This is a genomic window from Microbacterium sp. sgz311019 (genome assembly GCF_056135325.1).
In genome coordinates this window covers 34,140-59,343 of sequence record NZ_JBWAXO010000004.1, presented here as the reverse complement: position 1 = coordinate 59,343, position 25,204 = coordinate 34,140, and the positions used below count along the sequence as shown (strand labels likewise).

Annotated in this window: 21 protein-coding genes and 1 pseudogene; 7 read left to right on the top strand and 15 right to left on the bottom strand. The window is 69.7% G+C overall.

Annotated elements, in window-relative coordinates; all coding sequences use genetic code 11:
* Nucleotides 1–34 precede the first annotated feature (34 nt).
* Together AC0NZN_RS07605 and AC0NZN_RS07600 are read left to right on the top strand one after the other, a co-directional pair.
* Nucleotides 35–814: an HAD-IIA family hydrolase gene (locus AC0NZN_RS07605; RefSeq protein WP_474591680.1), complete on the top strand. Its 780-nt coding sequence runs from the start codon at nt 35–37 to the stop codon at nt 812–814.
* 9 nt (nt 815–823) lie between these two features.
* On the top strand, nt 824–1,396 hold the full coding sequence (locus tag AC0NZN_RS07600; RefSeq protein ID WP_474591679.1) for a YdeI/OmpD-associated family protein: 573 nt from the start codon (nt 824–826) through the stop codon (nt 1,394–1,396).
* 7 nt (nt 1,397–1,403) lie between these two features.
* On the opposite strand, the gene AC0NZN_RS07595 is transcribed toward AC0NZN_RS07600, so the two are convergent.
* The 3 genes from AC0NZN_RS07595 to pyrE all read right to left on the bottom strand — a co-directional run bounded on the left by AC0NZN_RS07595 (nt 1,404) and on the right by pyrE (nt 3,577).
* Nucleotides 1,404–2,291, bottom strand: coding sequence for an RNA polymerase sigma-70 factor (locus tag AC0NZN_RS07595; protein WP_474591678.1), 888 nt, complete (start codon nt 2,289–2,291; stop codon nt 1,404–1,406).
* Nucleotides 2,292–2,301: 10 nt separating this feature from the next.
* Entirely contained in the window at nt 2,302–2,901 is a 600-nt protein-coding gene (locus AC0NZN_RS07590; RefSeq protein WP_474591677.1) for a carboxymuconolactone decarboxylase family protein, read from the bottom strand.
* Between the two features lie 85 nt (nt 2,902–2,986).
* Nucleotides 2,987–3,577 carry an orotate phosphoribosyltransferase gene (pyrE, locus tag AC0NZN_RS07585; protein WP_474591676.1) on the bottom strand — a complete coding sequence of 197 codons (591 nt, stop codon included), beginning with the start codon at nt 3,575–3,577 and terminating at the stop codon, nt 2,987–2,989.
* A gap of 251 nt (nt 3,578–3,828) precedes the next feature.
* On the opposite strand from pyrE, the gene AC0NZN_RS07580 reads away from it, so the two are divergent.
* From AC0NZN_RS07580 to AC0NZN_RS07570, 3 genes are all read left to right on the top strand, one after another.
* The gene (locus AC0NZN_RS07580; RefSeq protein WP_474591675.1) at nt 3,829–5,361 is read left to right on the top strand and encodes a Re/Si-specific NAD(P)(+) transhydrogenase subunit alpha; all 1,533 of its coding nucleotides are present in this window, start codon (nt 3,829–3,831) and stop codon (nt 5,359–5,361) included.
* Nucleotides 5,358–6,770, top strand: coding sequence for a Re/Si-specific NAD(P)(+) transhydrogenase subunit beta (pntB, locus tag AC0NZN_RS07575; protein ID WP_474591674.1), 1,413 nt, complete (start codon nt 5,358–5,360; stop codon nt 6,768–6,770). The genes AC0NZN_RS07580 and pntB overlap by 4 nt, the downstream gene beginning before the upstream one ends.
* Nucleotides 6,771–6,954: 184 nt before the next feature.
* Nucleotides 6,955–7,794 (top strand): exodeoxyribonuclease III, encoded by an 840-nt coding sequence (locus AC0NZN_RS07570; RefSeq protein ID WP_474591673.1) that lies wholly within the window; start codon nt 6,955–6,957, stop codon nt 7,792–7,794.
* A gap of 1 nt (nt 7,795) precedes the next feature.
* On the opposite strand, the gene AC0NZN_RS07565 is transcribed toward AC0NZN_RS07570, so the two are convergent.
* From AC0NZN_RS07565 to AC0NZN_RS07555, 3 genes are read right to left on the bottom strand one after another with little or no spacing between them, the layout of a single operon-like run.
* On the bottom strand, nt 7,796–8,413 hold the full coding sequence (locus AC0NZN_RS07565; protein WP_474591672.1) for a dihydrofolate reductase family protein: 618 nt from the start codon (nt 8,411–8,413) through the stop codon (nt 7,796–7,798).
* 12 nt (nt 8,414–8,425) lie between these two features.
* Nucleotides 8,426–9,139 carry a winged helix-turn-helix transcriptional regulator gene (locus tag AC0NZN_RS07560; RefSeq protein ID WP_474591671.1) on the bottom strand — a complete coding sequence of 238 codons (714 nt, stop codon included), beginning with the start codon at nt 9,137–9,139 and terminating at the stop codon, nt 8,426–8,428.
* Complete coding sequence (locus AC0NZN_RS07555) at nt 9,139–9,573, bottom strand: VOC family protein (RefSeq protein ID WP_474591670.1); 435 nt, start codon at nt 9,571–9,573, stop codon at nt 9,139–9,141. Before AC0NZN_RS07555 ends, AC0NZN_RS07560 begins: the two co-directional genes overlap by 1 nt.
* A 103-nt stretch (nt 9,574–9,676) precedes the next feature.
* Between AC0NZN_RS07555 and AC0NZN_RS07550 the strand changes: the two genes are divergently transcribed.
* Together AC0NZN_RS07550 and AC0NZN_RS07545 are read left to right on the top strand one after the other, a co-directional pair.
* Complete coding sequence (locus AC0NZN_RS07550; protein WP_474591669.1) at nt 9,677–10,558, top strand: ABC transporter ATP-binding protein; 882 nt, start codon at nt 9,677–9,679, stop codon at nt 10,556–10,558.
* 8 nt (nt 10,559–10,566) lie between these two features.
* Entirely contained in the window at nt 10,567–11,661 is a 1,095-nt protein-coding gene (locus AC0NZN_RS07545) for an ABC transporter permease (protein ID WP_474591940.1), read from the top strand.
* Between the two features lie 62 nt (nt 11,662–11,723).
* On the opposite strand, the gene pucL is transcribed toward AC0NZN_RS07545, so the two are convergent.
* From pucL to AC0NZN_RS07500, 9 genes and pseudogenes are all read right to left on the bottom strand, one after another.
* Nucleotides 11,724–12,656: a factor-independent urate hydroxylase gene (pucL, locus tag AC0NZN_RS07540; protein WP_474591668.1), complete on the bottom strand. Its 933-nt coding sequence runs from the start codon at nt 12,654–12,656 to the stop codon at nt 11,724–11,726.
* A gap of 1 nt (nt 12,657) precedes the next feature.
* On the bottom strand, nt 12,658–12,990 hold the full coding sequence (gene uraH / locus AC0NZN_RS07535; RefSeq protein WP_474591667.1) for a hydroxyisourate hydrolase: 333 nt from the start codon (nt 12,988–12,990) through the stop codon (nt 12,658–12,660).
* On the bottom strand, nt 12,987–13,484 hold the full coding sequence (gene uraD, locus AC0NZN_RS07530; protein ID WP_474591666.1) for a 2-oxo-4-hydroxy-4-carboxy-5-ureidoimidazoline decarboxylase: 498 nt from the start codon (nt 13,482–13,484) through the stop codon (nt 12,987–12,989). Before uraD ends, uraH begins: the two co-directional genes overlap by 4 nt.
* Before the next feature lie 301 nt (nt 13,485–13,785).
* Nucleotides 13,786–14,253 carry a thioredoxin-dependent thiol peroxidase gene (bcp, locus tag AC0NZN_RS07525; protein ID WP_474591665.1) on the bottom strand — a complete coding sequence of 156 codons (468 nt, stop codon included), beginning with the start codon at nt 14,251–14,253 and terminating at the stop codon, nt 13,786–13,788.
* Between the two features lie 118 nt (nt 14,254–14,371).
* The gene (allB, locus tag AC0NZN_RS07520; protein ID WP_474591664.1) at nt 14,372–16,828 is read right to left on the bottom strand and encodes an allantoinase AllB; all 2,457 of its coding nucleotides are present in this window, start codon (nt 16,826–16,828) and stop codon (nt 14,372–14,374) included.
* Nucleotides 16,829–16,853: 25 nt separating this feature from the next.
* The gene (gene gcl / locus AC0NZN_RS07515) at nt 16,854–18,647 is read right to left on the bottom strand and encodes a glyoxylate carboligase (protein ID WP_474591663.1); all 1,794 of its coding nucleotides are present in this window, start codon (nt 18,645–18,647) and stop codon (nt 16,854–16,856) included.
* 28 nt (nt 18,648–18,675) lie between these two features.
* On the bottom strand, nt 18,676–19,671 hold the full coding sequence (locus tag AC0NZN_RS07510) for a 2-hydroxy-3-oxopropionate reductase (RefSeq protein WP_474591662.1): 996 nt from the start codon (nt 19,669–19,671) through the stop codon (nt 18,676–18,678).
* Nucleotides 19,577–20,371 (bottom strand): hydroxypyruvate isomerase family protein, encoded by a 795-nt coding sequence (locus tag AC0NZN_RS07505; protein WP_474591661.1) that lies wholly within the window; start codon nt 20,369–20,371, stop codon nt 19,577–19,579. Before AC0NZN_RS07505 ends, AC0NZN_RS07510 begins: the two co-directional genes overlap by 95 nt.
* Before the next feature lie 219 nt (nt 20,372–20,590).
* A pseudogene (locus AC0NZN_RS07500) lies at nt 20,591–25,159 on the bottom strand (endo-alpha-N-acetylgalactosaminidase family protein); the annotation flags it as partial.
* Between the last annotated feature and the right edge of the window lie 45 nt (nt 25,160–25,204).

Below are 25,204 nucleotides of genomic sequence, written 5' to 3'. Positions count from 1 at the left end.
GAGCGTGTCTGACACGCCTGGGTAGGCTGGCCGCATGCGCTCCCGTGCGGACATCGAATGCTGGCTGACCGACATGGACGGCGTCCTCGTCCACGAGAACGATGCGCTGCCGGGCGCCGCCGAGCTCCTCGGGCGGTGGGAGGCGGCGGGCACGCCGTACCTCGTGCTCACGAACAACTCGATCTTCACCGCGCGCGACCTGTCCGCGCGGCTCCGCGCCTCCGGACTGCACGTGCCCGAGGACCGCATCTGGACATCGGCGCTCGCCACCGCGGACTTCCTCACGTCTCAGCTGCCCGGCGGTTCCGCGTTCGTCATCGGCGAGGCCGGCATCCTCACGGCGCTTCACGATGCGGGGTTCATCATGACCGAGATCGCGCCGGACTTCGTCGTCGTCGGCGAGACCCGCAACTACTCCTTCGAGGCGATCACGAAGGCGATCCGCCTGATCGATGCGGGCGCGCGCTTCATCGTGACCAATCCGGATGCGACGGGCCCGAGCGCCGAGGGACCCCTGCCGGCGACCGGGGCGATCGCAGCGCTGATCACGAAGGCGACGGGCAAGGACCCGTACGTGGTCGGCAAGCCGAACCCGATGATGTTCCGCTCGGCCCTCAACAAGATCGGCGCGCACTCTGAGAACACGGCGATGATCGGCGACCGCATGGACACCGACATCGTCGCGGGCATCGAGGCCGGACTCCACACCGTGCTGGTGCTCAGCGGCATCAGCGACCGCGCCGAGATCGAGCGCCACCCCTTCCGTCCCGACGAGGTCGTCGACTCGGTCGCGGCCCTCATCGACGAGGAGTGAGGTCCGCGGATGGGCGCCCTGGATGACGGGGAGAAGGTCGTCGCGACGGATGCGGTGGCGTGGCGCGCCTGGCTGGAGCTGAATCATGCGACCTCGACCGGCGCCTGGCTCGTGCGCCCGCGGCCGGGTTCCGGGCTCGTCCTGATCGAGTACGAGGATGCGATCCTCCATGCGCTCTGCTTCGGCTGGATCGACGGGCCCGTGCGCACGTTCGACGAGACAACGGGCGGGCTGTGGTTCGCGCCGCGCCGCGCCACGAGCGGGTGGGCTGCGACGAACAAGGCGCGGATCGTGCTGCTCGAGCAGAGCGGGATGCTGGCACCCGCCGGCATCCGTGCGATCGAGGTGGCGAAGGCCAACGGCTCGTGGACCGTCCTCGACAACGCCGAGGCGCTGCGCGAGCCGGACGACCTCGCGGCGGCGCTCGACGCGGTGCCCGCAGCGCGGGCCGCATGGGACGCCTTTCCCCCGTCGAGCCGGAAGCTCGGCATCACGAACGTCGACACGGCTCGGCGGCCGGAGACCCGCGCGGCCCGCATCGCGAAGATCGTGGCGGATGCCGCGGTGGGCATCCGGCCGTGACGCGGGGTCAGCGGGACAGGGCGGTCTCCTCGTCGATCCAGCCGAGCTTGTCGGGGTTGGCGATCGAGTAGATGCGCGTGATGCGCCCGTCCTCGACGGTCAGGCTGACCACCCCGACGATCTGCCCGTCGAGCTCCATGCGGATGCCGGGCTCGCCATTGACCCACGTCGGCGAGGCCGACACGATGCCCTCGGCCTTCGCCAGCCCGCCCACAAGATAGCGGGCCAGGCGTTCGGCGCCGACGATCGGCCGGCGCGCAGCGCCGCGGACCTTGCCCCCGCCGTCGGCGACCGAGACGACGTCGGGTGCGAGCACATCCATGAGTCCCTGCAGATCGCCGCTGTTGAGCGCCGCGACGAGGCGCTCAACGACCTGCTCGTGCTCCGACGGCACGACCCGCACCCGCGGTCGGCGCGCGGCGACGTGGTCTCTCGCCCGGTGGGCGATCTGCCGGACGGCCGCCGGCGTCTTGCCCACGGCATCCGCGATCTCGTCGTAGGGCATGTCGAACACCTCGTGCAGCACGAACACCGCCCGCTCGGACGGTCCGAGCGTCTCGAGCACCGTGAGCATCGCGATCGAGAGGCTCTCGGCGAGCTCTACATCCTTGGCGACATCGGGACTCGTGAGCAGCGGCTCGGGGAGCCACTCGCCGATGTAGTCCTCACGGCGCCGCGACACCGACCGCAGATGGTTGAGCGACTGCCGCGTGACGGTCCGGACGAGATATGCGCGCGCGTCGCGCACCTCGTCCTGGTCGAGGGCGGCCCACCGCAGCCAGGACTCCTGCAGCACATCCTCCGCGTCGGCTGCCGATCCGAGCAGCTCGTACGCGACGGTGAACAGCAGGCTCCGATGCTCGACGAACGGGTCGGCGACGCCGGCGGTGCTCATGAGCCCGAGCCTACGCGGCGGTCTGCGCCGCGGGATCAGCCGCTCGGGTGGCGAGCGGGGGCAGGCCGCAGGCATCCGCGAACTGCTCGGAATGGATGCCGAGCGCCACGTTCATGCGCGCGCTCATGTTCATGAACGCCACACGTGCGGCGAGCTCGACGAGCGCCGCCGGACCGAGGTCGGCCAGCAGCGCGTCGGACAGCTCGTCCGTCACCGCGGGCGGGGTCTGGCTCGCGGCCTCGGCGTACTCCATCACGCGGCGCTCGAGCGGCGTGAACACCGTCGACTCGCGCCAGCGCGGCACCTCGCGCATCTTCTCCACGTCGAGTCCGTGATTGTGGCCCGCGAAGTAGTTGAAGTCGAGGCACCAGCTGCAGCCGATCGTCGCGGCGGACGCCATGGCGGCATACGAGGCGAGGTCGGAGTCGAGCTCGTGCCAGCCCTCGACCTTGCGGCCGATGGACATGGAGTCCTTCATGACGCCGGGGTGGTTCCACAGCACGCCGATCGACTCGGGCATGCGGCCCAGCATCTTCTTCGCGGCGACCTTCACGAGTGCGCCGTAGATGCCGGTGACCTCTGCCGTGGGGATGCGGGTCTGGGTGATCATGTCTTCCTCCATGCCGATGAACGTGTCGATGGATCATTCCTTCGACATGGAGACACCGGCCGACGCCGATGTGTGACAGATCGGGTTACTGAGGCTCGAGACCCAGGTCATCGAGGTCGATCGCGGCGAGCCACTGCAGGCCCTCGGCCTCGACGGCGGCCTGCGCGCCGGTCTTTCGGTCGACGATGACGGCGACCGCGACGGGCTCGGCGCCTTCGCGACGCAGCGCCTCCACGGCCTTGAGAGCGGACTGACCGGTGGTGGAGGTATCCTCCACGACGACGACGCGCTTGCCCGCGACATCCGCGCCCTCGACCTGGCGACCGCGGCCGTGGTCCTTCGGCTCCTTGCGCACGACGAACGCGTCGAGCGGCCGCCCCGCGCGCACCGACTCGTGCATCACCGAGTTGGCGATGGGATCGGCGCCGAGCGTGAGGCCGCCGACGGCGACGACGGCGTCGGGGTCGGCGAGCCCGTCGCGGATGAGATCGAGCATGATGCGGCCGATGGCCGGCGCTGCGCGGTGGTCGAGCGTCAGCCGCCGCATGTCGACGTAGTAGGTCGCCTTCTTGCCGCTCGAGAGGGTGAAGTCGCCGTGGAAGACGGCCTCGTCGTTGATGAGTCCGATGAGGGCTTGGCGGTCGGCTTCGATCTCGGGCGTGCTGGCGGCGGTCATGCCCACGAGTCTACGGATGCGCCGCATCCTGCACGGATTCGTAAGAACCGGCGATGTTTCGCTCCGCTCCGGCGTCTTATGCGACTCCCGGGGACGCTGCTCCCCTACAGTCTGGATCTGAGGACGGGAGCGCTCAGCGAGTCCGGATCGACGCATCCATTATTCCGTTGTATGAAATTCGTATTCCATATCGCGGCATCTGCTCCCATATACTCAACTGACTCATCCACCCCCCAGCCAGGGAGGCAGCTATGCGCATCGGCATCGTCGCGGAGCGCGCGGGAGAGACCCGCGTGTCCGCGACTCCGGACACCGTCGCGAAGATCCGCGGCCTGGGCTACGACGTCGTCGTCGAGCGAGGCGCGGGGGCGGCGTCGTCGTTCCCCGACACGGCCTACGAGACCGCCGGGGCGACGGTCGTCGACCGCGACACAGCGTGGTCATCGGATGTCGTCCTGAAGGTCGACGCACCGACCACCGACGAGATCGCCCGGCTCAAGGACGGCGCGACCGTCGCCGGCCTGCTGAGCCCGGCGCTGCGGCCGGAGCTGCTCGAGGCGCTGGCGCAGCGGGACCTGACGGCGCTGGCGATGGATGCCGTGCCCCGCATCTCGCGAGCGCAGTCGATGGACGTGCTGTCGTCGATGGCGAACATCGCCGGGTATCGGTCGGTGGTGGAGGCGGCGAACGAGTTCGGCCGGTTCTTCACCGGTCAGGTGACCGCGGCGGGCAAGGTGCCGCCGGCGAAGGTGCTCGTCGCGGGTGCCGGTGTCGCGGGCCTCGCGGCGATCGGCGCGGCGTCGAGCCTGGGCGCGGTGGTCCGGGCGACCGACCCGCGGCCGGAGGTCGCCGACCAGGTGCGCTCGATCGGCGGGGAGTATCTGCCGGTGGATGTCGCGGTCGAGCAGTCCACGGACGGCTACGCGAAGGCGACCAGCGAGGCGTACGACCGGCGGGCGGCGGAGATCTACTCCGAGCAGGCGGCGGATGTGGACATCATCATCACCACCGCGCTGATCCCGGGCCGCGCGGCGCCGCGGCTGATCACGGCCGCGGATGTCGCATCCATGAAGCCGGGCTCGGTGATCGTCGACATGGCCGCCGCGCAGGGCGGGAACGTGGAGGGCTCGGTCGCCGGTGAGCGGACGGTGACCGCCAACGGGGTGATCATCCTCGGCTACACGGATCTCGCCGGGCGGCTGCCCGCGCAGGCGTCGCAGCTGTACGGCACGAACCTGCTGAACCTGATCACGCTGCTCACGCCCGGCAAGGACGGGCAGCTGGTGATCGATTTCGACGACGTCGTGCAGCGCGCGGTCACCGTGGTGCAGCATGGCGCCGTCACCTGGCCGCCGCCGCCCGTGCAGGTCTCCGCCGCGCCGGTCGCGAAGGCGCCCGCTGAGGTCGCGCCGCCGAAGCCCAAGCGCACCCTGTCGACGGGTGCCAAGACGGGTCTCATCGCCCTCGGGATCGCGGCGCTGTTCGCGGTGTGCGCGTTCGCGCCGCCTCCACTGCCGCAGCACTTCCTCGTGCTCACCCTCGCAGTCGTCGTCGGGTTCTACGTCATCGGGCACGTCGCGCACGCGCTGCACACGCCGCTCATGAGCGTGACGAACGCGATCTCGGGCATCATCGTCGTCGGCGCGATGCTGCAGATCGTGGCGCCGTCGCTGATCGTGCAGATCCTCGCCGCGATCGCCGTGCTGCTGGCATCCATCAACGTTTTCGGCGGTTTCGCCGTGACCCGCCGCATGCTCGCCATGTTTCAGAAGGGTGACCGATGACCGCCATCGCCCTCGCCTCCGCCGTCGCGACCGCCGCCTATGTGGTCGCCGGCCTGCTGTTCATCATGAGCCTCGCCGGGCTCAGCAAGCACGAGTCCGCCCGCCTCGGCGTGACGTACGGCATCACCGGCATGACCATCGCGCTGCTGGCCACCGTGTGGCTGGTCGTGGTCGGGGCATGGGGGCAGCCGCAGGCCACCCTCGGATTCACGCTCCTCGTGATCGCCGTGCTCATCGGCGCCGTGATCGGCCTGTGGCGCGCCCGGGTCGTCGAGATGACCGCGATGCCGCAGCTGATCGCGCTGTTCCACTCCTTCGTGGGACTGGCCGCGGTGCTCGTCGGCTGGAACGGCGCCCTGTACACGGTCGGCATCCCGCCGAACCTGGAGGGCATCCACCACGCTGAGGTGTTCATCGGCGTCTTCATCGGCGCGGTCACCTTCACCGGCTCGATCGTGGCGTTCCTGAAGCTCTCCGCGCGGATGTCGTCGCGGCCGCTGATGCTGCCCGGCAAGAACGTCCTCAACGTCGGCGCGCTCGTCGTGTTCGTCGCGCTCACGGTCTGGTACGTCGTCACCCCGTCGATCTGGTTGCTCGTCGTGGTCACCGTGATCGCCCTCGCCCTGGGGTGGCACCTGGTCGCCTCGATCGGCGGCGGCGACATGCCCGTGGTCGTCTCGATGCTCAACAGCTACTCCGGATGGGCGGCGGCCGCGGCCGGCTTCCTACTGAACAACGACCTGCTCATCGTCACCGGCGCGCTCGTCGGATCCTCCGGCGCCTACCTGTCGTACATCATGTGCAAGGCGATGAACCGGTCCTTCCTCTCCGTCATCGCCGGCGGCTTCGGCATCGAAGCGCCCAAGAAGGACGACGAGGAGCACGGCGAGCACCGCGAGATCGACGCCGAGAGTGCCGCGGCGATGCTGGCCGGCGCATCCAGCGTCGTCATCACCCCCGGATATGGGATGGCCGTCGCCCAGGCGCAGTACCCCGTCGCCGAGCTCGCCAAGCAGCTGCGGGAGCGGGGGGTCGACGTCCGCTTCGGCATCCATCCGGTCGCGGGGCGCCTGCCCGGACACATGAACGTGCTGCTCGCCGAGGCCAAGGTGCCGTACGACATCGTGCTCGAGATGGATGAGATCAACGACGACCTCGCGTCGACGTCGGTCGTCCTCGTCATCGGCGCGAACGACACCGTCAACCCGGCCGCCGCCGAGGACCCGGGCTCGCCGATCGCCGGGATGCCGGTGCTGCGCGTGTGGGAGGCGGAGAACGTCATCGTCTTCAAGCGGTCGATGGCCTCCGGCTACGCCGGCGTCGCCAATCCTCTCTTCTGGCGCGAGAACAGCCAGATGCTCTTCGGTGACGCCAAGGACCGGGTGGAGGACATCCTCAAGGCCCTCTGACCCCGCGCGGCTCTTCGCGACTCTTCGCGAGCCCGCACCCGATTCCCGAGCCCGCATCCGATTCACGCGAAACGGATGCGGGCTCGGCAATTGAATGCGGGCTCGCGGAATGGGCGGGCGCAGGGCCGGGCGCAGGGCAGCGCGGAGTCAAGGGACGTCGGCGGCCCCGAATAGGCTGGATCCCATGCGCCTGGCCACCTGGAACGTGAACTCGATCCGCGCCCGCGTCGAGCGGACCGTCGCCTTCGCCGTGCGCGAGCACATAGACGTGCTCGCCATGCAGGAGATCAAGTGCACGCCCGAGCAGTTCCCCTACGCGGAGTTCGAGGAGGCCGGCTACTTCGTCTCCGCGCACGGCCTCAACCAGTGGAACGGCGTCGCGATCGCGAGCCGTGAGCCGATCGCCGATGTCGAGCACGCCTTCCCCGGCATGCCCGGCTTCGCGAAGGGCCACAACGGACCGGATGCGCCGCAGGAGGCGCGCGCGATCGGCGCGACGATCGGCGGCGTCAAGGTGTGGAGCCTGTACGTCCCCAACGGGCGCTCGCTGAACGACCCGCACTACTTCTACAAGCTCGACTGGCTGTCGGCCCTCGCGGACTACACGCGCTCCACGCTCGAGGCGAACCCCGACCTGCCGATGGCGCTCGTCGGCGACTACAACATCGCCCCCACGGATGAGGACAACGGCGACCCCACGGTCGTCGTCGGCGCCACGACCCACGTGTCGCCGCCCGAGCGCGAGGCCTTCGCGGCCCTCGAGCAGGCGGGGCTGAAGGATGTCGTCCGCCCGCTCGTGCCGACCGGCTTCACCTACTGGGACTACAAGCAGCTGCGCTTCCCGCGCAACGAGGGCATGCGCATCGACTTCATCCTCGGCTCGCACCGCCTCGCCGACAACGTGACCGGCGCCCAGATCCACCGCAACGAGCGCAAGGGCGAGATCCCGAGCGACCATGTCCCGGTCGTCGTCGACCTCGACCTCGCGGGTCCCGACGAGGACGACCGGCCGATGGTCTTCTGACTCAGGTCATGTCGCCCGTGGTGGGGCGGCCGTCGGGCGCGTAGCGCAGCTCGACCACGCCGGTCGGCCCGGGCACCGGTTCCGTGGCGAGCGAGAGGCGCAGCGGTTCGGAGCCCTCCGGGAAGACCTTCTTGCCCTGGCCGAGCACGATCGGGTACGTCCACAGGACGAGCTCGTCGTACAGCTCCTGGGCGAGCAGCGTATGGACGAGGTCGACGCTCCCGATGACGTGGATGTCCTGGTGCTGCTCGCGCAGTCGCGCCGCCTCGGCCGCGAGATCGGTGCCGAGCAGGCTCGATCCGCGCCACTCCAGCGACGGGTTGCCGCGCGAGGCCACGTACTTCGGGATCTCGTTGAACTTCCGCCCGATGAATCCCATCTCGCCGTCGGCGTGCTGCGGCCAGTACGCGGCGAAGATGTCGTACGTGCGGCGGCCGAGCACCAGGGCGTCCAGGCCGCGGATGCCGTCGCCGATGCGCTGCCCGATCACCGGGTCTTCGAACGGTGCCTGCCACCCGCCCCAGGGGAACCCGCCCGAGGTGTCCTCTTCGGGGCCGCCCGGAGCCTGGGCGACCCCGTCGAGCGTGACGAACAGGTCGATGATGATGCGACCGGTCATGGCGTACTCCTTTCAGGCCGCCGCTGCCGGCGGCACGGTGTTCGGCACTACGGGGATTGAGAACACGGCGGCGAAGCGCTCCAAGAGCGTCGACTCGCCGGAGACCACGGTGAGGATGCCGGCATCCACCGCCTCTGTCGGAGTCATCGTGCCGGCGATGACATGGCGGATGCCGGCATCCGCCGTGAAGATCAGGTCGGGTTCGCCGGCCGGGAGCGCGCCGCGGACGGGGGGTGCCGGCGGAGCCAGCCGGGCGATCCGCAGGTCGGGCCCGTCGACCTGCACGCGCAGGGCCACCGGGCCGATCCGCACCTCGACGTCGAGCGGGTCGAGCCCCGCGGCGACCTCCGGCTGGAACGCGGTGCGCAGCGCCATCGTGAACGAGTCCGGTGTGACGATGTCGTCCGGGCCGGGCTCGCCCATCCGCTGGAAGCCCCAGCGGCCGAGCGCGAGCACGATGGGCTCGAGCTCCCGCCCGTACGCCGTCAGCTCGTACACGAGGCCGCAGTTGTGCAGCGGCACCCGGCGCACCACCCCGCCCTCCTGCAGCTCCTTCAGCCGCGCGGTGAGGATGTTGGTAGGGATGCGGGGCAGACCCTGACGCAGATCGGTGAACCGCCGGGGGCCGACGAGCAGGTCGCGGATGATGAGCAGCGCCCAGCGCTCCGCGAGCAGGTCGACCGCCGAGGTGACCCCGCAGTACTGCCCATAGCTGCGGGCGGCCACTAGGCCTGCGCAGCCAGTGGCGCGTCGGCGCCGGCCTCGGCGCCCTCGGGAGCCATGTAGAGGAAGCCGAGGTTGTTGCCGTCGGGGTCGTCGAGATCGCGCGAGTACATGAAGCCGTAGTCCTGCGCGGGCTTCGGCTCGGTGCCGCCGTTGGCGAGCCCCGCCGCGATGACGGCGTCGACGTCTTCGCGCGAGTCCCGGCTGAAGTTCAGCGAGACCTGCACGGTCTCCTTCGGGTCGGAGATGGGCTTGTCGGTGAATGTCGCGAAGAACTCGCGCGTGATCAGCATGAAGAAGACGTTGTCGTCCCAGGCGACGCACACGCCGTTGTCGTCGCTCAACTCCGGCTTGAACGTCGCGCCGAGCGCGAGGTAGAACGCCTTGCTCCGCTCGAGGTCGCCGGTGGGGAGGCTGATGAAGAGGTTGGTGGACATGACGTGCTCCTTCGCTCGATGGTGCGATCGTTGCAAATAACAAGCGTGCTTGTCAATAGCAAGTGCCACTTGCCTTCGATCCGGGGAGCAATAGCCTCGAACCATGCTCGAACTCCACGACATCACGAAGTCGTACGGCGATCGCCGCGCGCTCGACGATGTGAGCTTCGACGTCCGTCCGGGCCGTCTCACGGGCTTCGTCGGCGGCAACGGCGCCGGCAAGACCACCGCCATGCGGATCGCGCTCGGCGTGCTCGAGGCGGACGCGGGCGAGGTCGTCCTCGACGGCTCCCCCGTCACCGCCGAGGACCGCCGCCGCTTCGGCTACATGCCCGAGGAGCGCGGCCTCTACCCGAAGATGAAGACGCGCGAGCACATCGCCTACCTCGCGCGCCTGCACGGGTACGAGAAGACGGATGCGGTGGCCTCCGCCACCGCCCTGCTCGAACGCCTGGGCCTCGGTGAGCGCCTCGACGACAAGGTCGAGACGCTGTCACTCGGCAACCAGCAGCGGGCGCAGATCGCGGCCGCGCTCGTGCATGAGCCCGAGGTGCTGATCCTCGACGAGCCGTTCTCGGGCCTCGACCCGCTCGCGGTCGACGTGGTCGCCGGGGTGCTGCAGGAGCGCGCGGCACAGGGCGCATCCGTCCTCTTCTCGTCGCACCAGCTCGACGTCGTCGAGCGGCTCTGCGACGACCTCGTGATCATCGCCGCCGGGACGATCCGCGCCGCGGGGTCCCGCGACGACCTGCGCACCCAGCACGCGAAGCGCCGCTACGAGCTCGTCGCGAGGGATGCCGGGTGGGTGCGCGACGAGCCGGGCGTCGACGTCCTCGCGCTCGATGGCGGCACCGTCCTGTTCGACGCCGCCTCCGAGGCCGACGCGCAGCGGGTGCTGGAGAACGCCGTCGAACGGGGGCCGGTGCAGAGCTTCGCGCCGAAGCATCCCTCGCTCGCCGAGATCTTCAAGGAGGTCATCCAGTGACCGCGACCATGACCGCCACCCGCCCGAGCACCGCGCAGAGCGTGTGGCTGGTCTCTCAGCGCGAGATCGTGTCGAAGCTGCGCAGCCGCGTGTTCGTGATCTCGACCGGCATCCTGTTCGCCCTCGCGCTGGTCGCCGTCGTGTGGGGCAGCATCGCCGCGCAGTCCGTGCGAAGCACACCCGTCGCGGTCACGAGCGAGACCGCGAGCGTCGTCGAGGGGATGCAGGGCATCGCCGCGACCCAGGCACCGAGCGTGCCCGCCGCTCTCGCGATGGTGAAGAACGGGAAGGTGGATGCCGCGCTCGTCCCGGCGCCCGCATCCGGCGGTGCGTTCGACTACCAGGTCGTCGCGAAGGACTCCGTGCCGCAGGCGCTCGTGAGCCAGCTCAGCCAGTCGCCGACGGTCAGGCTCCTGGAGGGGTCGCCGGCGGACAGCATCCTGCGCTATCTGGTTGCGATCGGGTTCGGCATCGTGTTCCTGATGGCCGCCTCGACCTTCGGCGGCACGATCGCGCAGAGTGTCGTGGAGGAGAAGCAGACCCGCGTCGTCGAGCTGCTGATCTCGGCGATCCCGGTGCGGACGCTGCTCGCGGGTAAGGTGCTCGGCAACACGATCCTCGCGATGTCGCAGATCATCGGCTTCGCCGCGATCGCGATCGTCGGGCTGTCGTTCACCGGGCAGGCGCGGCTCATCGGGGGCCTGGGCGGCCCGGTCGCGTGGTTCGCCGTCTTCTTCCTCTTCGGCTTCGTGCTGCTCGCGTCGCTGTTCGCGGCGGGCGGTGCGATGGTCTCGCGGCAGGAGGATGTCGGTTCGACCACGGCGCCGCTCACCCTGCTCGTCGTCGCGCCGTACATGCTCGTCATCCTCTTCAACAACAACGCGGCCGTGCTGACGGTCATGTCGTACGTGCCGTTCTCGGCGCCGGTCGCGATGCCGATGCGGCTCTACCTCGGCACCGCCCAGTGGTGGGAGCCGTTCGTCTCGCTCGTGCTGCTGATCGCGACGTGCGTCGGGGCGATCCTCGTCGCGGCCCGCATCTACCGGAACTCGATCCTGCGGATGGGCGGGCGCGTCAAGCTCTCCGAGGCCCTGGCGGGCTGAGAGGCAGGACGACAAGGGGCGGGCCCGCGGGCCCGCCCCTCCTCCCCCCCCCGGTCCGCGGCTCAGACGAACGGCACCACCGACGCCCACACCTCGGGAGCCGGCGCGAGACCTTCGCGCGTGACCGTCGCCTCGATCAGGCCGTACGGACGGTCGGCGGCGTAGAAGACCTCGTTCGGGTTGTCGAGCCCGAAGGGCGAGAGGTCGACGACGAAGTGGTGGCTGTTCGGCATCGAGAAGCGGATCTCGGCGATCTCCGGATGCGCCTCGAGCACGGCCTTGCCCATGTCGAACAGGGTCGTCTGCAGTGCGGCCGAGTAGCGGCGCGAGAACTCCTCGAGGAGGATGCGCTTCACGTCGTCATAGATCGCGTTGAAGTCGGCATCCACCAGCCCGGGCAGGTAACGCCACTGCGTCGCGACGCTCGTCGCGAGGATCCGGTCGCTCGTCTCCTTCAGGGTCGTGTAGCGGTCCTTCGGGTAGCCCTCGAAGCCCGAGCCGGTCGACTTCAGCACCTTGAGGTCCTTGAGGCCGGCCACGATGTGACGGTCGTCGCCGTCGGCGACGACGGCGGCCGTGCGCACCTCCTGGCCCTTGCGGACGAAGGCGTGGTCGTGCTCGTCGCCCGCGAGGACGATCCGCTCCCACGCGTAGCTCTCGGCGAGCCAGCGACCGCCGGTGATCCACTCGAACTCGGACGTGAAATGGTTCGCGAGGCGCAGGAGGAAGGCCTCCGGCGAGCCGATGCCGTCGCGGGCGAAGGCGTAGACGGTGTTCTTCTGCGTGTCGGTCGGCACGACGTGGGCGTTGTCGCCGGCGAGGTGGGCCGCGGCGAGGTCGCCGCGCAGCTGCGAGGTGACGTTCAGGTCCTCGATCTCGTGACGATCGGTGTCGCGGGTCACCTTGACGACGCGGACCTCGGCCTTGCCGTACTGGTTCGGGCCCAGGACGATGGTGCCGGTTCCGGTCTCAGGGGTGGTCAGGATGTCGGTCATGTCAGCTTCCTCGGTAGGTCGAATAGGCGAAGGGGCTCAGCAGGAGCGGCACGTGATAGTGCCGGTCGACGTCGTCGATGACGAACGCGAGCACCGCTTCCGGATAGAACGTGGGGATGGAGCGGGCGGCGAAGTACGCCCCCGTGTCGAAGCGCAGGCGGTACACGCCGGGCTCGAGCTGCTCGGGTCCGAGCTGCTTCACACGGCCGTCGGCATCCGTCACCGCCTCCGCGATGAGGGATCCGTCGGCGGCGAGCAGCTGGACGGGCACGCCGGGCGCCGGCAGTCCCTGCACGGCGTCGAGGACGTGGGTGGTCAGGTGAGACACGCTCATGCGGTGACGGTTCCCTTCAGTCTCAGCAGCGCGATCTCGCGAAGCTGCCCCGCGACGACGCGGTCCTCTTCTTCGGGCGCGTGCGTGAGCCGCACCTCGAGACTCGCGAGGATCTCGTCCGCGCTGCGGCCCGCAGCCCGGATGAGGAACACCCTGCCGAATCGCTGCTCATAGGCCAGGTTGCCCCGCCGGAGCGCCTCCTGCACCGCGGTGTCGGAGGGGTCGACCCCCGCCTGCTCCGAGCGGGACATGCCGGCCTCGCGGCTGCTCCCGTCGGCGCGCTCCCCGATGCGGGGATGGTGCGCGAGGGCGGCCTCGACTTCGGCGCCGGTGAACGGATCCGCTGCGGTCGCCGCCTCATCCCACAGGGCCTCGAGCGAGGCGTATGGTCGAGCGTCGGCGATGGTCTCGTACCATCGCGACACGTCGACACACGGCCGAAGCGCAGCGATCGCTTCCGAGCGATCGGCTTCGTTGAATTGCTCAAGCAGCATTGCTTGACGTCCTTCTGTGTCTGCTGGCATCCACGGTGTAGTGAATACGAATCCTTCTGTTTCGTATCGTGGAACTGTTATTTCAGCATGCGACAATCCTAGCGTGGGATGCGGCGCCCGACAACCCCTTCATCCCACTGACTCGCCCTAGGGGCACGCGACGCGGCCGGCGCGCCGTGCACATAGGGCAAGTCAGCGGATGCGACGCGGGGCCGCAGACGCGGGGCGCACGACGCGGGCCGCAGACGCAGGACGCCCCGCTGATCGAGCAGCGGGGCGTCCGTGTCCATGCCGAACCTCGTCAGGCAGCCAGCGCCTCGCGCAGCCGGGCGACGTGCCCGTTGGGGTCGACGTTGTACTCGATCGATTCGAGCCGGCCGTCCTCGTCGACCACCATGGTCGAGCGGATCAGGCCGTCGAACGTCCGGTCGCCGATCGTCTTCTGCCCCCACGCGCCCCACGTCTTCGCGACCTCGGCGCCGTCGTCGGAGAGCAGGGTGAAGGTCAGGTGCTCCGCATCCGTCCACTCCGCGAGTCGCTCGACGGAGTCGGGCGAGATGCCGAGCACGGTGTAGCCGGCGCTCTCCAGCGAGCCGAGGTTGTCGCGGAAGTCGCACGCCTCGGTCGTGCACCCGGAGGTGAAGGCGGCCGGGTAGAAGTACACGATCACCTTCCTGCCGCGGTAGTCGGACAGGGACCGCTCGACGCCGGTGGCGTCGGGCAGCGTGAAGTCGGGGGCGAGGTGGCCGAGCTCGAGCTCATCCGTCATCGGTCGCTCCGTTCTGTTGTCGCGCCGCGGGCGCCTGCCCGCGGACTTCCCAATGTTCCACCGCGGTCGGCCGGCCGGGACACCCCTCCGCGCCCCGGACGACCGACCACGAGGTCTCTCATGCGACGCCGCGGCGCAGAAGGCGTCCGCGGGGTCGCTCCCGGTCGATCGGCGCGCCGGCGAGGTAGGTCGTGCGCACGATGCCGGACAGCTCTCGGTCCTTGTAGGGCGAGACGGCGTGGCGGTGCTCCAGCTGCTCGGGGACGACGGTGAACGTCGCCTCCGGCGCGAAGACCGCGAAGTCTGCGGCGTTGCCGACGGCGATGCGGCCCTTGTCGGCGAGGCCGACGCGGGCGGCGGGGGCTTCCGACATCCATCCCACGACGCGTTCGAGCGGGATGCCGCGGCGCCGCGCCTCGCTCCAGATGAGCGGCAGTCCGAGCTGCAGCGAGGCGATGCCGCCCCACGCCTGCTGGAAGTCGCCGTCGCCCGCGTACTTCAGCTCGGGCGTCGCCGGCGAGTGGTCGGAGACGATGAAGTCGATCGTCCCGTCGGCAAGTCCCTGCCATAGCTCGTCGCGGTTGGCGTGCTCGCGGATGGGCGGGCAGCACTTGAAGGCGGTCGCGCCGGCCGGGATGTCCTCGGCGTCGAGGGTCAGGTAGTGCGGGCACGTCTCGACCGTGAGCCGCACGCCGTCCGACTTCGCCTGGGCGATGCGCGACAGCGAGTCTCCGTTGGAGAGGTGCAGGATGTGCGCCTTCACGCCGGTGTCGGCGGCGCCGCGGATGACCTCGGCGATCGCCGCATCCTCCGCCTCCCGCGGCCGCGAGGCGAGGAAGTCGGAGTATTCCGGGCCGCCGTGGTGGGGCGCCTCGTCGATCGTGTGCGCGTCTTCGGCGTGGACGACGAGCAGCGAGTCGTGCCGCGCGAGCACCGCCATCGCCTCCCGCATCTCGTCGACGGAGACGTCGGGGAACTCGTCGACGCCCGAGGGCAGCAGGAAGCACTTGAAGCCGAACACGCCGGCCTCGACGAGCGGCGGCAGCTCGGCGATGTTGCCCGGAATCACCCCGCCCCAGAAGCCGACGTCGACGAACACGCGACCCTCGGCGCAGTCGCGCTTGATGTCGAGCGCCTCGACCGACACGGTCGGCGGGATGCTGTTGAGCGGCATGTCGACGATCGTCGTGACACCGCCGGCCGCCGCGGCGCGGGTAGCGGACTCGAAGCCCTCCCACTCCGTGCGCCCCGGCTCGTTGACGTGCACGTGCGTGTCGACGAGCCCCGGCAGGATGACCTCGTCGACCGGGACGTCCACGATGTTCTCGCCCTCGAGGCCGGTGCCGGCCGCGGCGATGCGGGAGATCCGCCCGTTGCGCACGCCGATCTCGACGGGGGTGAACGCCCCGTCGACGAGGGCCGTGCCGCGCAGGATGGTGTCGAAGGCGAGCTGACGGATGCTGACCACCACCCGCTCGGCGAGCTGCTCGAGGAGTTCGCCGGCGTTCGCCATGCTGCGCTCCGGGTCGGGTTCGAGCTCGGACAGGGCGTTCACCGAGGCGAACACCGCAGTCTGCTCGGCGTCCAGCAGCGAGCGTCCGCAGACGGCGTGAACCGGGATGCCGGCCGCCGCGGCGACGCGCGCGACCCCGATCGGCGTCTTGCCCATGAGGCTCTGCGCGTCGAGGCTGCCCTCGCCGGTGATGACGGCATCCGCGCCCGCGAGCTTCTCGGCGAGCCCGGTGAACTCCAGGACGACCTCGATGCCCGGGCGCCGCTGCGCGCCCAGGGCGAGAGCCGCGAATCCGACCCCGCCGGCCGCACCGGCACCCGGACGGGCCGCGGCGGCCCGAGCGGGCACGGCGAGACGGTCGTCGTGCGACGAGAGCACGTCGACGAAATGCGCGAGCGCTGCGTCGAGCGCGCCGACATCCTCGGGCGACGCCCCCTTCTGGGGCCCGAAGACCGCCGCGGCGCCGTTGCGCCCGAGCAGCAGGTTGTCGACGTCGCTCGCGAGCACGAACTGCGTCTCGGCGAGGCGCCGGTCGAGGTCCGTGAGGTCGACGGTCGCAAGTCCCGCGAGCGCGGCCCCGCCCCGGGGGACGTCCGCGCCGGCGGCGTCGAGCAGCCGTGCGCCGAGCGCCTGGAGCACTCCGGCGCCGCCGTCGGTCGATGCGCTGCCGCCGACGCCGAGGACGATCCGGTGGGCACCGGCATCCAGCGCGGCCGCGATCAGCTGTCCGGTGCCGTAGCTCGTCGCGCCGCGCGCATCCTTCTCACCACCGGGGAGCACGTCGAGACCGGAGGCCTGCGCCATCTCCACGACGGCCTCGCCGTCGCGCAGGGCGAACGCGGCATCCACCGCCTCTCCCGTCGGCCCGGAGACCGAGACCGTGCGGCGCTCGAAGCCGGCGGCGACCGCCGCATCCACCGTTCCCTCGCCGCCGTCGGCGGCAGGCACCGCGACGACCTCGATCGAGGGGTCGACCCGCCGTGCCCCTGCGGCGACCCGGTCGGCCACCTCGGGGGCCGTGAGCGACCCTTTGAACTTGTCGGGCGCGATGACGATGCGCATGGCCGGGCTCTCCGATCGGTCGGTGTCAGTCCAGCAGAGCGTAGACGGCCGCGGGCGCGTCCGCACCCGTCGCGGCCAGGTCCTCGAACTCGACCATGTTGTCGAGCTCAGTCCCCATCGCGATGTTGGTGACGCGCTCGAGGATGACCTCGACGACCACCGGCACCTGGAACTCGTCCTTCAGGCGCTCGGCCTCGGCGAAGCCGGCGGCGAGGTCCTCGGGGCGCTCGACGCGGATCGCCTTGCAGCCGAGACCCTCTGCCACCTTGACGTGGTCGACACCGTAGCCGTGCGCGATGCTGTCGGCGTCGTACGGCGTGTTGACGTTGTCGAAGGCCAGCGACACCTCGAAGTCCATCTGGAACCCGCGCTGCGACTGACGGATGAGACCCAGGTAGCTGTTGTTCACGACGACGTGGATGTAGGGCAGCTTGTGCTGCGCGCCGACCGCGAGCTCTTCGATCATGAACTGGAAGTCGTAGTCGCCCGAGAGCGCGACGACGGGCTCGCCCGGCTTGCCGCGCACGACGCCGAGGGCCGCGGGGCCCGTCCACCCGAGGGGGCCGGCCTGGCCGGCGTTGATCCACTTGCGCGGGCCGTAGACGTGCAGCAGCTGCGCGCCGGCGATCTGCGAGAGGCCGATCGTCGTCACGTACGTGGTCTCGCGCGGGAACGCCTGCACCATCTCCTGGTACACCCGGTGCGGCTTGATCGGCACGTTGTCGAAGTTGGTCTTGCGCTGGAGGGTGGCCTTGCGGATGCGGCAGTCCTCCGCCCAGCCGAGGTACGACGGCAGGGTGCGCGCCGACTGACGCTCGCGGGCGACCTCGAGCAGCGCGTCGATGAACAGGCGCGCGTCGGAGACCACGCTGTAGTCGGGCGCGAAGACGCGGCCGATCTGCGTCGGCTCGATGTCGACGTGCACGAAGGTGCGGCCGCGGCGGTACAGGTCGAGGCCGCCCGTGTGGCGGTTCGCCCATCGGTTGCCGATGCCGAGCACGAAGTCGGACTCGAGGAAGGTCGCGTTGCCGTAACGCTGCGAGGTCTGGATGCCGACCATCCCCGCCGCGAGCGGGTGGTCGTCGGCGATCGAGCCCCAGCCCATGAGGGTCGGGACGACCGGCACGCCGAGCAGCTCGGCGAGCTCGACGAGCTGGGTGGGGGCGCCCGCGTTGATCACGCCGCCGCCGGAGATGATGAGGGGATGCTCGGCAGCCGTCAGCATGTCGAGCACCTTCTCGGCCTGCGCGCGCGTCGCGGCGGGCCTGGCGATCGGCAGCGGCTCATACGTGTCGATGTCGAAGTCGATCTCGGCCATCTGCACGTCGAACGGCAGGTCGATCAGCACGGGGCCGGGGCGGCCGGTGCGCATGACCTGGAACGCCTTCTGGAAGGCGCCCGGCACCTGCCCTGCCTCGAGCACCGTCTTGGCGAACTTCGTCACGGGCTTGGCGATCGACTCGATGTCGACGGCCTGGAAGTCCTCCTTGTCGAGCTTCGCGACCGGCGCCTGGCCGGTGATGCACAGCATCGGGATGGAGTCGGCGATCGCCGCGTAGAGGCCCGTGACCATGTCGGTGCCGGCGGGGCCGGACGTGCCGATGCAGATGCCGATGCGGCCGTCGGCCGTCCGGCTGTAGCCGTCGGCCATGTGCGAGGCGCCCTCGACGTGACGGGCGAGGGTGTGCCGGATGCCGCCGTGGGCGCGCATCGCGGAGTAGAGGGGGTTGATGGCGGCGCCGGGCAGGCCGAAGGCCTCGGTGGCGCCCTCCTTGATCAGGATCTGCACGACGGCGTCGACTGCGCGCATGCGAGTCATGGGGATGCTCCTTCGGAGAAAGTGGGTGTCAGTCGCGGCCGGACAGCTCGGTCGTGAGCTTGAACAGGCCGGAGTGGTCGAGTCCGCCGTCGCCGCGCGCGACCAGGGAGGTCACGAGCTGGGCCACGGCCGAGCCGAGTGGGACGGTGATGCCGGCCTGGCGTGCGGCGGCGGTGACGATGCCCAGGTCCTTGTTGTGGAGGGCGAGGCGGAATCCGGGCGCGAAGTCGCGGTCGAGCATCTTGCGCCCCTTCTGGTCGAGGACCTTCGAGCCGGCGAGACCGCCGCCGAGGACCTTGAGAGCCGCGTCGGTGTCGACGCCGTACGCCTCGAGGAAGACGACCGCCTCGGCGAGCGCCTGGATGTTGACGGCCACGATCAGCTGGTTGGCGGCCTTCACGGTCTGCCCGGCGCCGGACGGGCCGACGTGCACGATCGTCTTGCCGATCGCGTTCAGCACGGGCTCGGCCTTCGCGAAGTCGTCGGCGGACCCGCCGACCATAATCGACAGTGCGGCGTCGATCGCGCCCTGCTCGCCGCCCGACACGGGAGCGTCGACGGCGCCCAACCCGGCGGCGACGGCCTCCTCGGCCAGCTCCTTCGCGACGTCGGGGCGGATGGACGAGTTGTCGATCCACAGCGCGCCGGCCTTGGCGTGGGCGAAGACGCCGTCCTCGCCGCGGACGACGCCGGCGACATCCGGCGAGTCGGGCACCATCGTGATGACGACATCGGCATCGTGCACGGCATCCGCCACGCTGCTCGCACCGTGCCCGCCGGCCGCGACGAGCGCGTCGACGGGACCCTGGCTGCGGTTGTAGCCGGTGACGTCGTAGCCGGCCTTCACGAGGTTCTTCGCCATGGGCAGCCCCATGATGCCGAGGCCGATGATCGCGATGTTCGTCATGTCGTTCTCTCTTCCGCGAGGTTCAGTGAGTGGATGCCGCGGCCCACGCGAACGGGTCGGACTGCGTGGCCTTGTACTCAAGGCCGATGACACCGTCGTAGCCGCCGGCCTGCGCATCCTCGATCCACTGCGCGAGCGGCAGCTCACCGGTGCCGGGCTCGCCGCGCCCGGGGGCGTCGGCGATCTGGATGTGGCCGAACTCGGCGGCGTGCTCCGCGATCACCGCGGCGACGTCGTCGCCGTTGACGGCGAGGTGGTAGAAGTCGGCGAGGAGCTTGACGTTGTCGACGCCCTCCTCGTTCGCGACGCGCTCGATGACAGCGAGGGCGTCGGCGGCGGTCTTGAGCGGGTAGGCCTCCATGCCCGAGACGGGCTCGAGCAGCACGGTTCCGCCGATCGCGGCGACCGCGCGAGCCGCGGCGACGAGGTTGCGGACGGCCAGGTCGTCCTGGGCGGCGGGGTCGACGCCCTCGATGCGGTTGCCGTAAAGGGCGTTGAAGGCCCTCGTGCCGAGGCGCTCGCCGATGCCGACGACGACGGGGATGTTCGCCAGGAACTCGTCCTCGCGGCCGACCCACGACACCAGGCCGCGGTCACCGGCAGGCATGTCGCCGGCGAAGAAGTTGAGGCCGGTCAGCTGCACACCGGCATCCTGGATGGCGCCGACGAACGCGTCGACGTCGGCCTGCTCGGGGACGGCGGATGCGAACGGCCACCAGAACTCCACGGCGTCGTAGCCGGCTGCCTTCGCGGCGGCGGGGCGCTCGAGGAGCGGCAGCTCGGTGAAGAGGATCGAGCAGTTGACCGTGTACGTCATCGTCACATCGCTTTCTGGCGGCTCTTCCATACTTTCACAATACGGAAGAGAAGTTTTGCTTGGTGAAAGTGTATGGGAGCTGCATCGGCACGTCAACCGTCGGTTGGGCCTCGCCCGGCGACCGGGAAGTCGAGGGACGTCCATCCACCCGCCTCTTACGAGCGATGGCCCGAGGGGACCTGAGTCCCTTCGGGCCATCGCTCGTGCTGTCTCAGCTCACGGCGAGCACGCGTCGTCCGCTGAGCGGGTTCCGGGTGCGGTCCCGGTGAGCGCGTTCGATGACGTGCCATATACGCGCATCTCGGCAGCGGCGGCGAAGGGCTGCCCGTTCAGCGCATTGAGGGCGGTGAACTTGACGTACGAAGCGCTCACCGACGGGAACGAGATCACCTGCATCGAGGGCGAATCGACGAGCGACCCGGACGCGACCTGGGTCCAGTCGGTCCCGTTGGCGGATACCGAGACGGTGTAGTCCTTCGCACGTCCGTTCTGGCCGCCGGACTGGCGGTCGAGGTACCCGAAGCCGGAGACCGTTGCTGTCCCCTTCAGGTCCAGCGTCACCCAGTGCGGGTACTGCGTGGTGGTCGGATCGTACTGGGTGTGCCAGATCGTCCCGGCGTCGCCGTCGAGCACGTTGGAGGCAGGACCTTCCGCGGATCCGGACGTCGCGTTCTCGGAGTCAGCGGTTGCGGTCATGCTGTCCGGTGCCAGGACGGGCCGCGACGCGACGTTCAGCAACGCATCCGCCGTGACGGTCTTCGTCGTGCACGAGTTGAAGTACGTCCCCGTCGCCTGCAGCGTCACGGACGTGCCGGCCGCTGATGCCGGCGCGGTGACGATCCACGTCGTCGACACGGTCGCGCCCGGCTTCACGGTGTCGAACAGGTTGCCCTTGTCGGTCGCGACCTGGACGGACCAGCCCGTCGGCAGACTCTCGAGGGTCATCGCGACGTTCGTCGCATCCGTCTTCTCGTGGTTGGTGAAGGTGGTCGTGTACGTCCCGGCAACGCCGGGGCTGACATCGGCAGATGCCGGCGCTCCGACATTCGCGCAGGCCGCCCCACCCGCGGCGGGTCCGTGGTCGACGACGCGGAAGTCGTCGATCACGACGTCGGTCCCGTTGGCAGAGCCGATCTTGCGCAGCCCGACCCAGGTGTCCCCGCAGCCCGCGATGATGTCCCTCGAGTAGGTGGCCGTCGTGAGCGACGGCGCGAGCGTTTCGCGACGCACATCGGTCGAGGTCGCGGTGGCGCCCTCGCGGGTGTCCGCTCCGGTCACCCACGCCCACTGGCCGGCGACGTTCGTCTGGTACGAGAACGAAACGGTGTAGCGGTGTCCGTCGACGAACGGCACGGTCGACGGGACGGTGCGGTAGACGAGCCCGGTGTTCTCTTCGTGCGCCTTCAGCGAGTGCTGCCCGTCGATGACGTCGTCGACGGCCTGTCCCTTCAGGCTGCCCGCGTTGTACGGGGAGGCCGAGTTCTTCCACTCCTTCTGCGTGTACGGGGCATGCAGGTCGCTGATGGAGGTGCGGGGATCGGTCGTTCCGCCCGCGTCACCCTTGACGAACGGTCCCCAGCCGGGCTGGTTCCCTTCGAAGTCGTCCTGCGCGACGATCGTGCCGTCCGAGGCCTTCGTGCTCGCCGTCCAGCGAGACCACGTCAGGTCGCTCGCCATCACCCGCACGTCGTCGATGGTGACCGCCGCGTCGCCGGCGACAGCGCCGATGTGGACCGTGGCGCCGCCGTTGTGCGGTGCCGTGAACGTGACGGATGCGCGCTGCGAGGAGGTGCCCGACTTGGCATCCGCCCCGACGGTGTTCTCCACCGGTGTGGTGCCGAAGGTGTTCTTGGCATCCAGCTGCGCACCATTGGCGCGGAGCGTGACGGCACGTGCCGCGCCCGCGGCGATCTCGACGTTCGCGCTGACCGTGTACTGCGCTCCCGGAGTCAAGCCCTTGAGGTGCTGCGAGATCTCCGATGCCGCGCTTCCGAGGACGACGACGTTGTCCCCGGTCGCGGTGCGCGAGACGGCGGCTCCGCCCGTCGGATTCCAGACGGCGAGGTCACCCGCGTTGAAGCCCGGGTCGCGCAGGCCTGATCCCTGCCCGTAGTCCGCAGCGGCGTGCGGAGCGGCTGAGGTCGACGGAGCCAGCACGTAGGGCACGCCCTTGTCGGCGGTGATCGTCACCTGCCCGCCCGAGGCGGTGATGTCGCCGACCTTGACTCGTCCCTGGTCGGTCAGGCGGTACAGCGTGTACACGCCGTTCGGGTCGAATCGGCTGGTCAGGCCGAAGGTCGCCTGGCCCGAGTCCGCGTTGTAGTAGTACATCTTGTCGGCCTCGCTGGGCGACGTCGCGTTGTTGCCCTTCGTCGGGTCGCCCCACGGCAGCAGGTATGCACCACCGATCGCGATCACGGCGTTCCCCATGGTGATCCGGCGTGTGCCGGAGACCATCGCCGAGGTCACCGTCGCCTTCCCGTCGCTCAGGGTCGCGGTGCTGCCCGGCACCCATGATTGCAGCGCGTAGTGCTGCAGGAACTTCGTCGGCAGGTCGTTGACCCAGATGTTCGAGTAGAAGACGTTCCAGTCGTTCTGTCCCGTCCAGCCCTCGAACTCCTTGATGGACTGCCCGCCCAGCAGCGGGTCGACGTTCCACACGTCGCGGTCCGTGTTCGCGATGAAGCGGATGATGTTCGAGTTGATGCCCTTGTTCGTCTTGCCGCCGTAGCTCTTGTCGTTGGCCCAGTGCGACCAGATCGACGTGCCTTCGAACTTGTAGGCCCACTCGCTCGCGACCTGCAGGTTCATCGCCCGCAGCTGGGCGGCGAGGCCATCGGCGAGCCATCCGCTCGAGTAGTACGCGTCGATGTACACGCCTGCGAGGTTCGGAGCATCCTTCCTCAGCTGCGCGAAGCGGTCGATGATCGCTCCGCTGCCGAGGTCGTAGCGCTGGTCGATGTGGTACGACTGGTCAGCCAGTCCCAGCCGTTGACCTGACCCTGCACCATGCGTGCCGAGAAGCTGTTCGCCTGCGGGTAGGCCTCCGTCGCATTCACGTGCACAGCGACGTCCGCGTTGTAGCCGGCACCGCTGTCGATCAGGGTGTTGAAGTCGGTGAGCCCGCCGGCGCGCTCGTTGTAGTCGCCGCCGTAGTCGGGGTGGCCGGAGTCGTGGCCCTCGTTCGCGTACCCCTTCTCGAGCACCCACTGGCCGAGGTCGTCGGTCGCCATCGAGATGCGCTTCACGTTGTCGAGGGTCTTCAGGAACGGGTTCGTCGCCTGGGAGGCGAAGTTGAAGGGGATGTGCTGCACGACGCGGTCGGCCACCCGGTCGGCGCCGAGCGGACGCGTCATGGCGTTGCGGTAGGCGATCGCCGCATCCTGCCAGGTCACGGCGCCGTCGCCGTTGACGTCGGCCGCGAGCACGACCGTCGTCTTCGGCAGGGCGTAGATCCTCACGCGCGCGTCGGTGGCGCCGGCCGGGGCGTAGGTGTACGAGCCCACGGAGAGCTGAGCCCGCTTCGCGCCGTTGCCGGCCGTGACGATCTGCGACTGCAGCCGGGCATTCCAGTTGTCATTGTTGTCCTGCGCGGAGTCGTCGGTCGCGTTGGAGATGAGCCCACCGGCCAGCGCGGAGTTGCTGACGAATCCGTAGGGCGTGCCCACCGACTTCGCGTCGGCCGGGGTTGCTGAGGTGATGCTCACGAACTGGTCGGCCGTGGTGGTGGAGTCGGTGGAGATCCGCGTCCGCGCGAGCTGCGAGCGCGGGTCGCCGGAGTCCACCGACAGCAGCGACTGGCCCGGGACCGAGATGGTGTCGATTCCGGATGCGGCCGGTCCCTCGAGCTTCGACATCGCGAACTCGACGGTGTTCCGATCGGTCGCGGTGATGGTCGAGGTCACGGTGAGGCCGGGGTATCCGGCGAAGGTCGAGGTGTACGTCGCCGTCGGCCCCGACACGCTGCCCGTTGTCGTCGCCGCGTAGTTCTTGCCGTTGATGGTGAAGGTGTTCAGCCGTGATGGCTGGCCCGAGAGGCTCGCACCGCCGAGGTCGTACGAGACGACCTGCGGGAAATCGCTGGCGACCTGCACGGTGAGCCCGCTGCCGTTCGTGATCGGCGTCGCCGTCGCGGGGTCGGCGGGCGGGGCGGGGTCGACGGGTGCGGGCGTCGTGTCACCGGTCGCGTAGACACTGAACTCGGATGCCGAGACGTTCGCGCTGCCGTTGATCGTGGAGTCGGCTTCGAACTTCACGTACCGGGCGTGCACGGTGCGGTCGAAGGCGACGGTCTGCACCTCCGTGGCGGCTGCGGGCTGGTGGAATGTTCCCGTCGCGACGGCGGGACCCCAGTTGCCGGCCGGGTCCTTCGCCACGGCGACGTCATCTGTCGCGAAGACCGAGAAGTCCTTCACGGGGCCGTTGCTCTGCACCTTCACGGAGTAGTTCAGTCCGGTGAGGTCGAACGATCCCCCGACGTCCCAGGTGATCCAGTGCGGCAACGGGTCGGGGGCGCCGCCGTTGTACCGCGTGGCCCACTGCGTGGTCACGTCGCCGTCGAGCGCCCCTGCGGCAGTGCCGTCCAGCGACGGGGGCGCAGGGTATGGCGCCGACTCGGAGTCTGCACCGATCAGCGTGTACTGGGAATGAGGGATGACGGTCCCCGTCGGGGTCACCCCCACCTGGGCCGACGCGCTGGCCACGCTCAGCGGGGCGATCGCGAGCAACGACGCTGTCACGAGGGAGACGAGCGCGATGCCCGTGCGATGACGATGAGACATGTTCCACCTTGCTGCAACTTCGAAGCTGACCTGGGACGTTCGCACGCTAGCA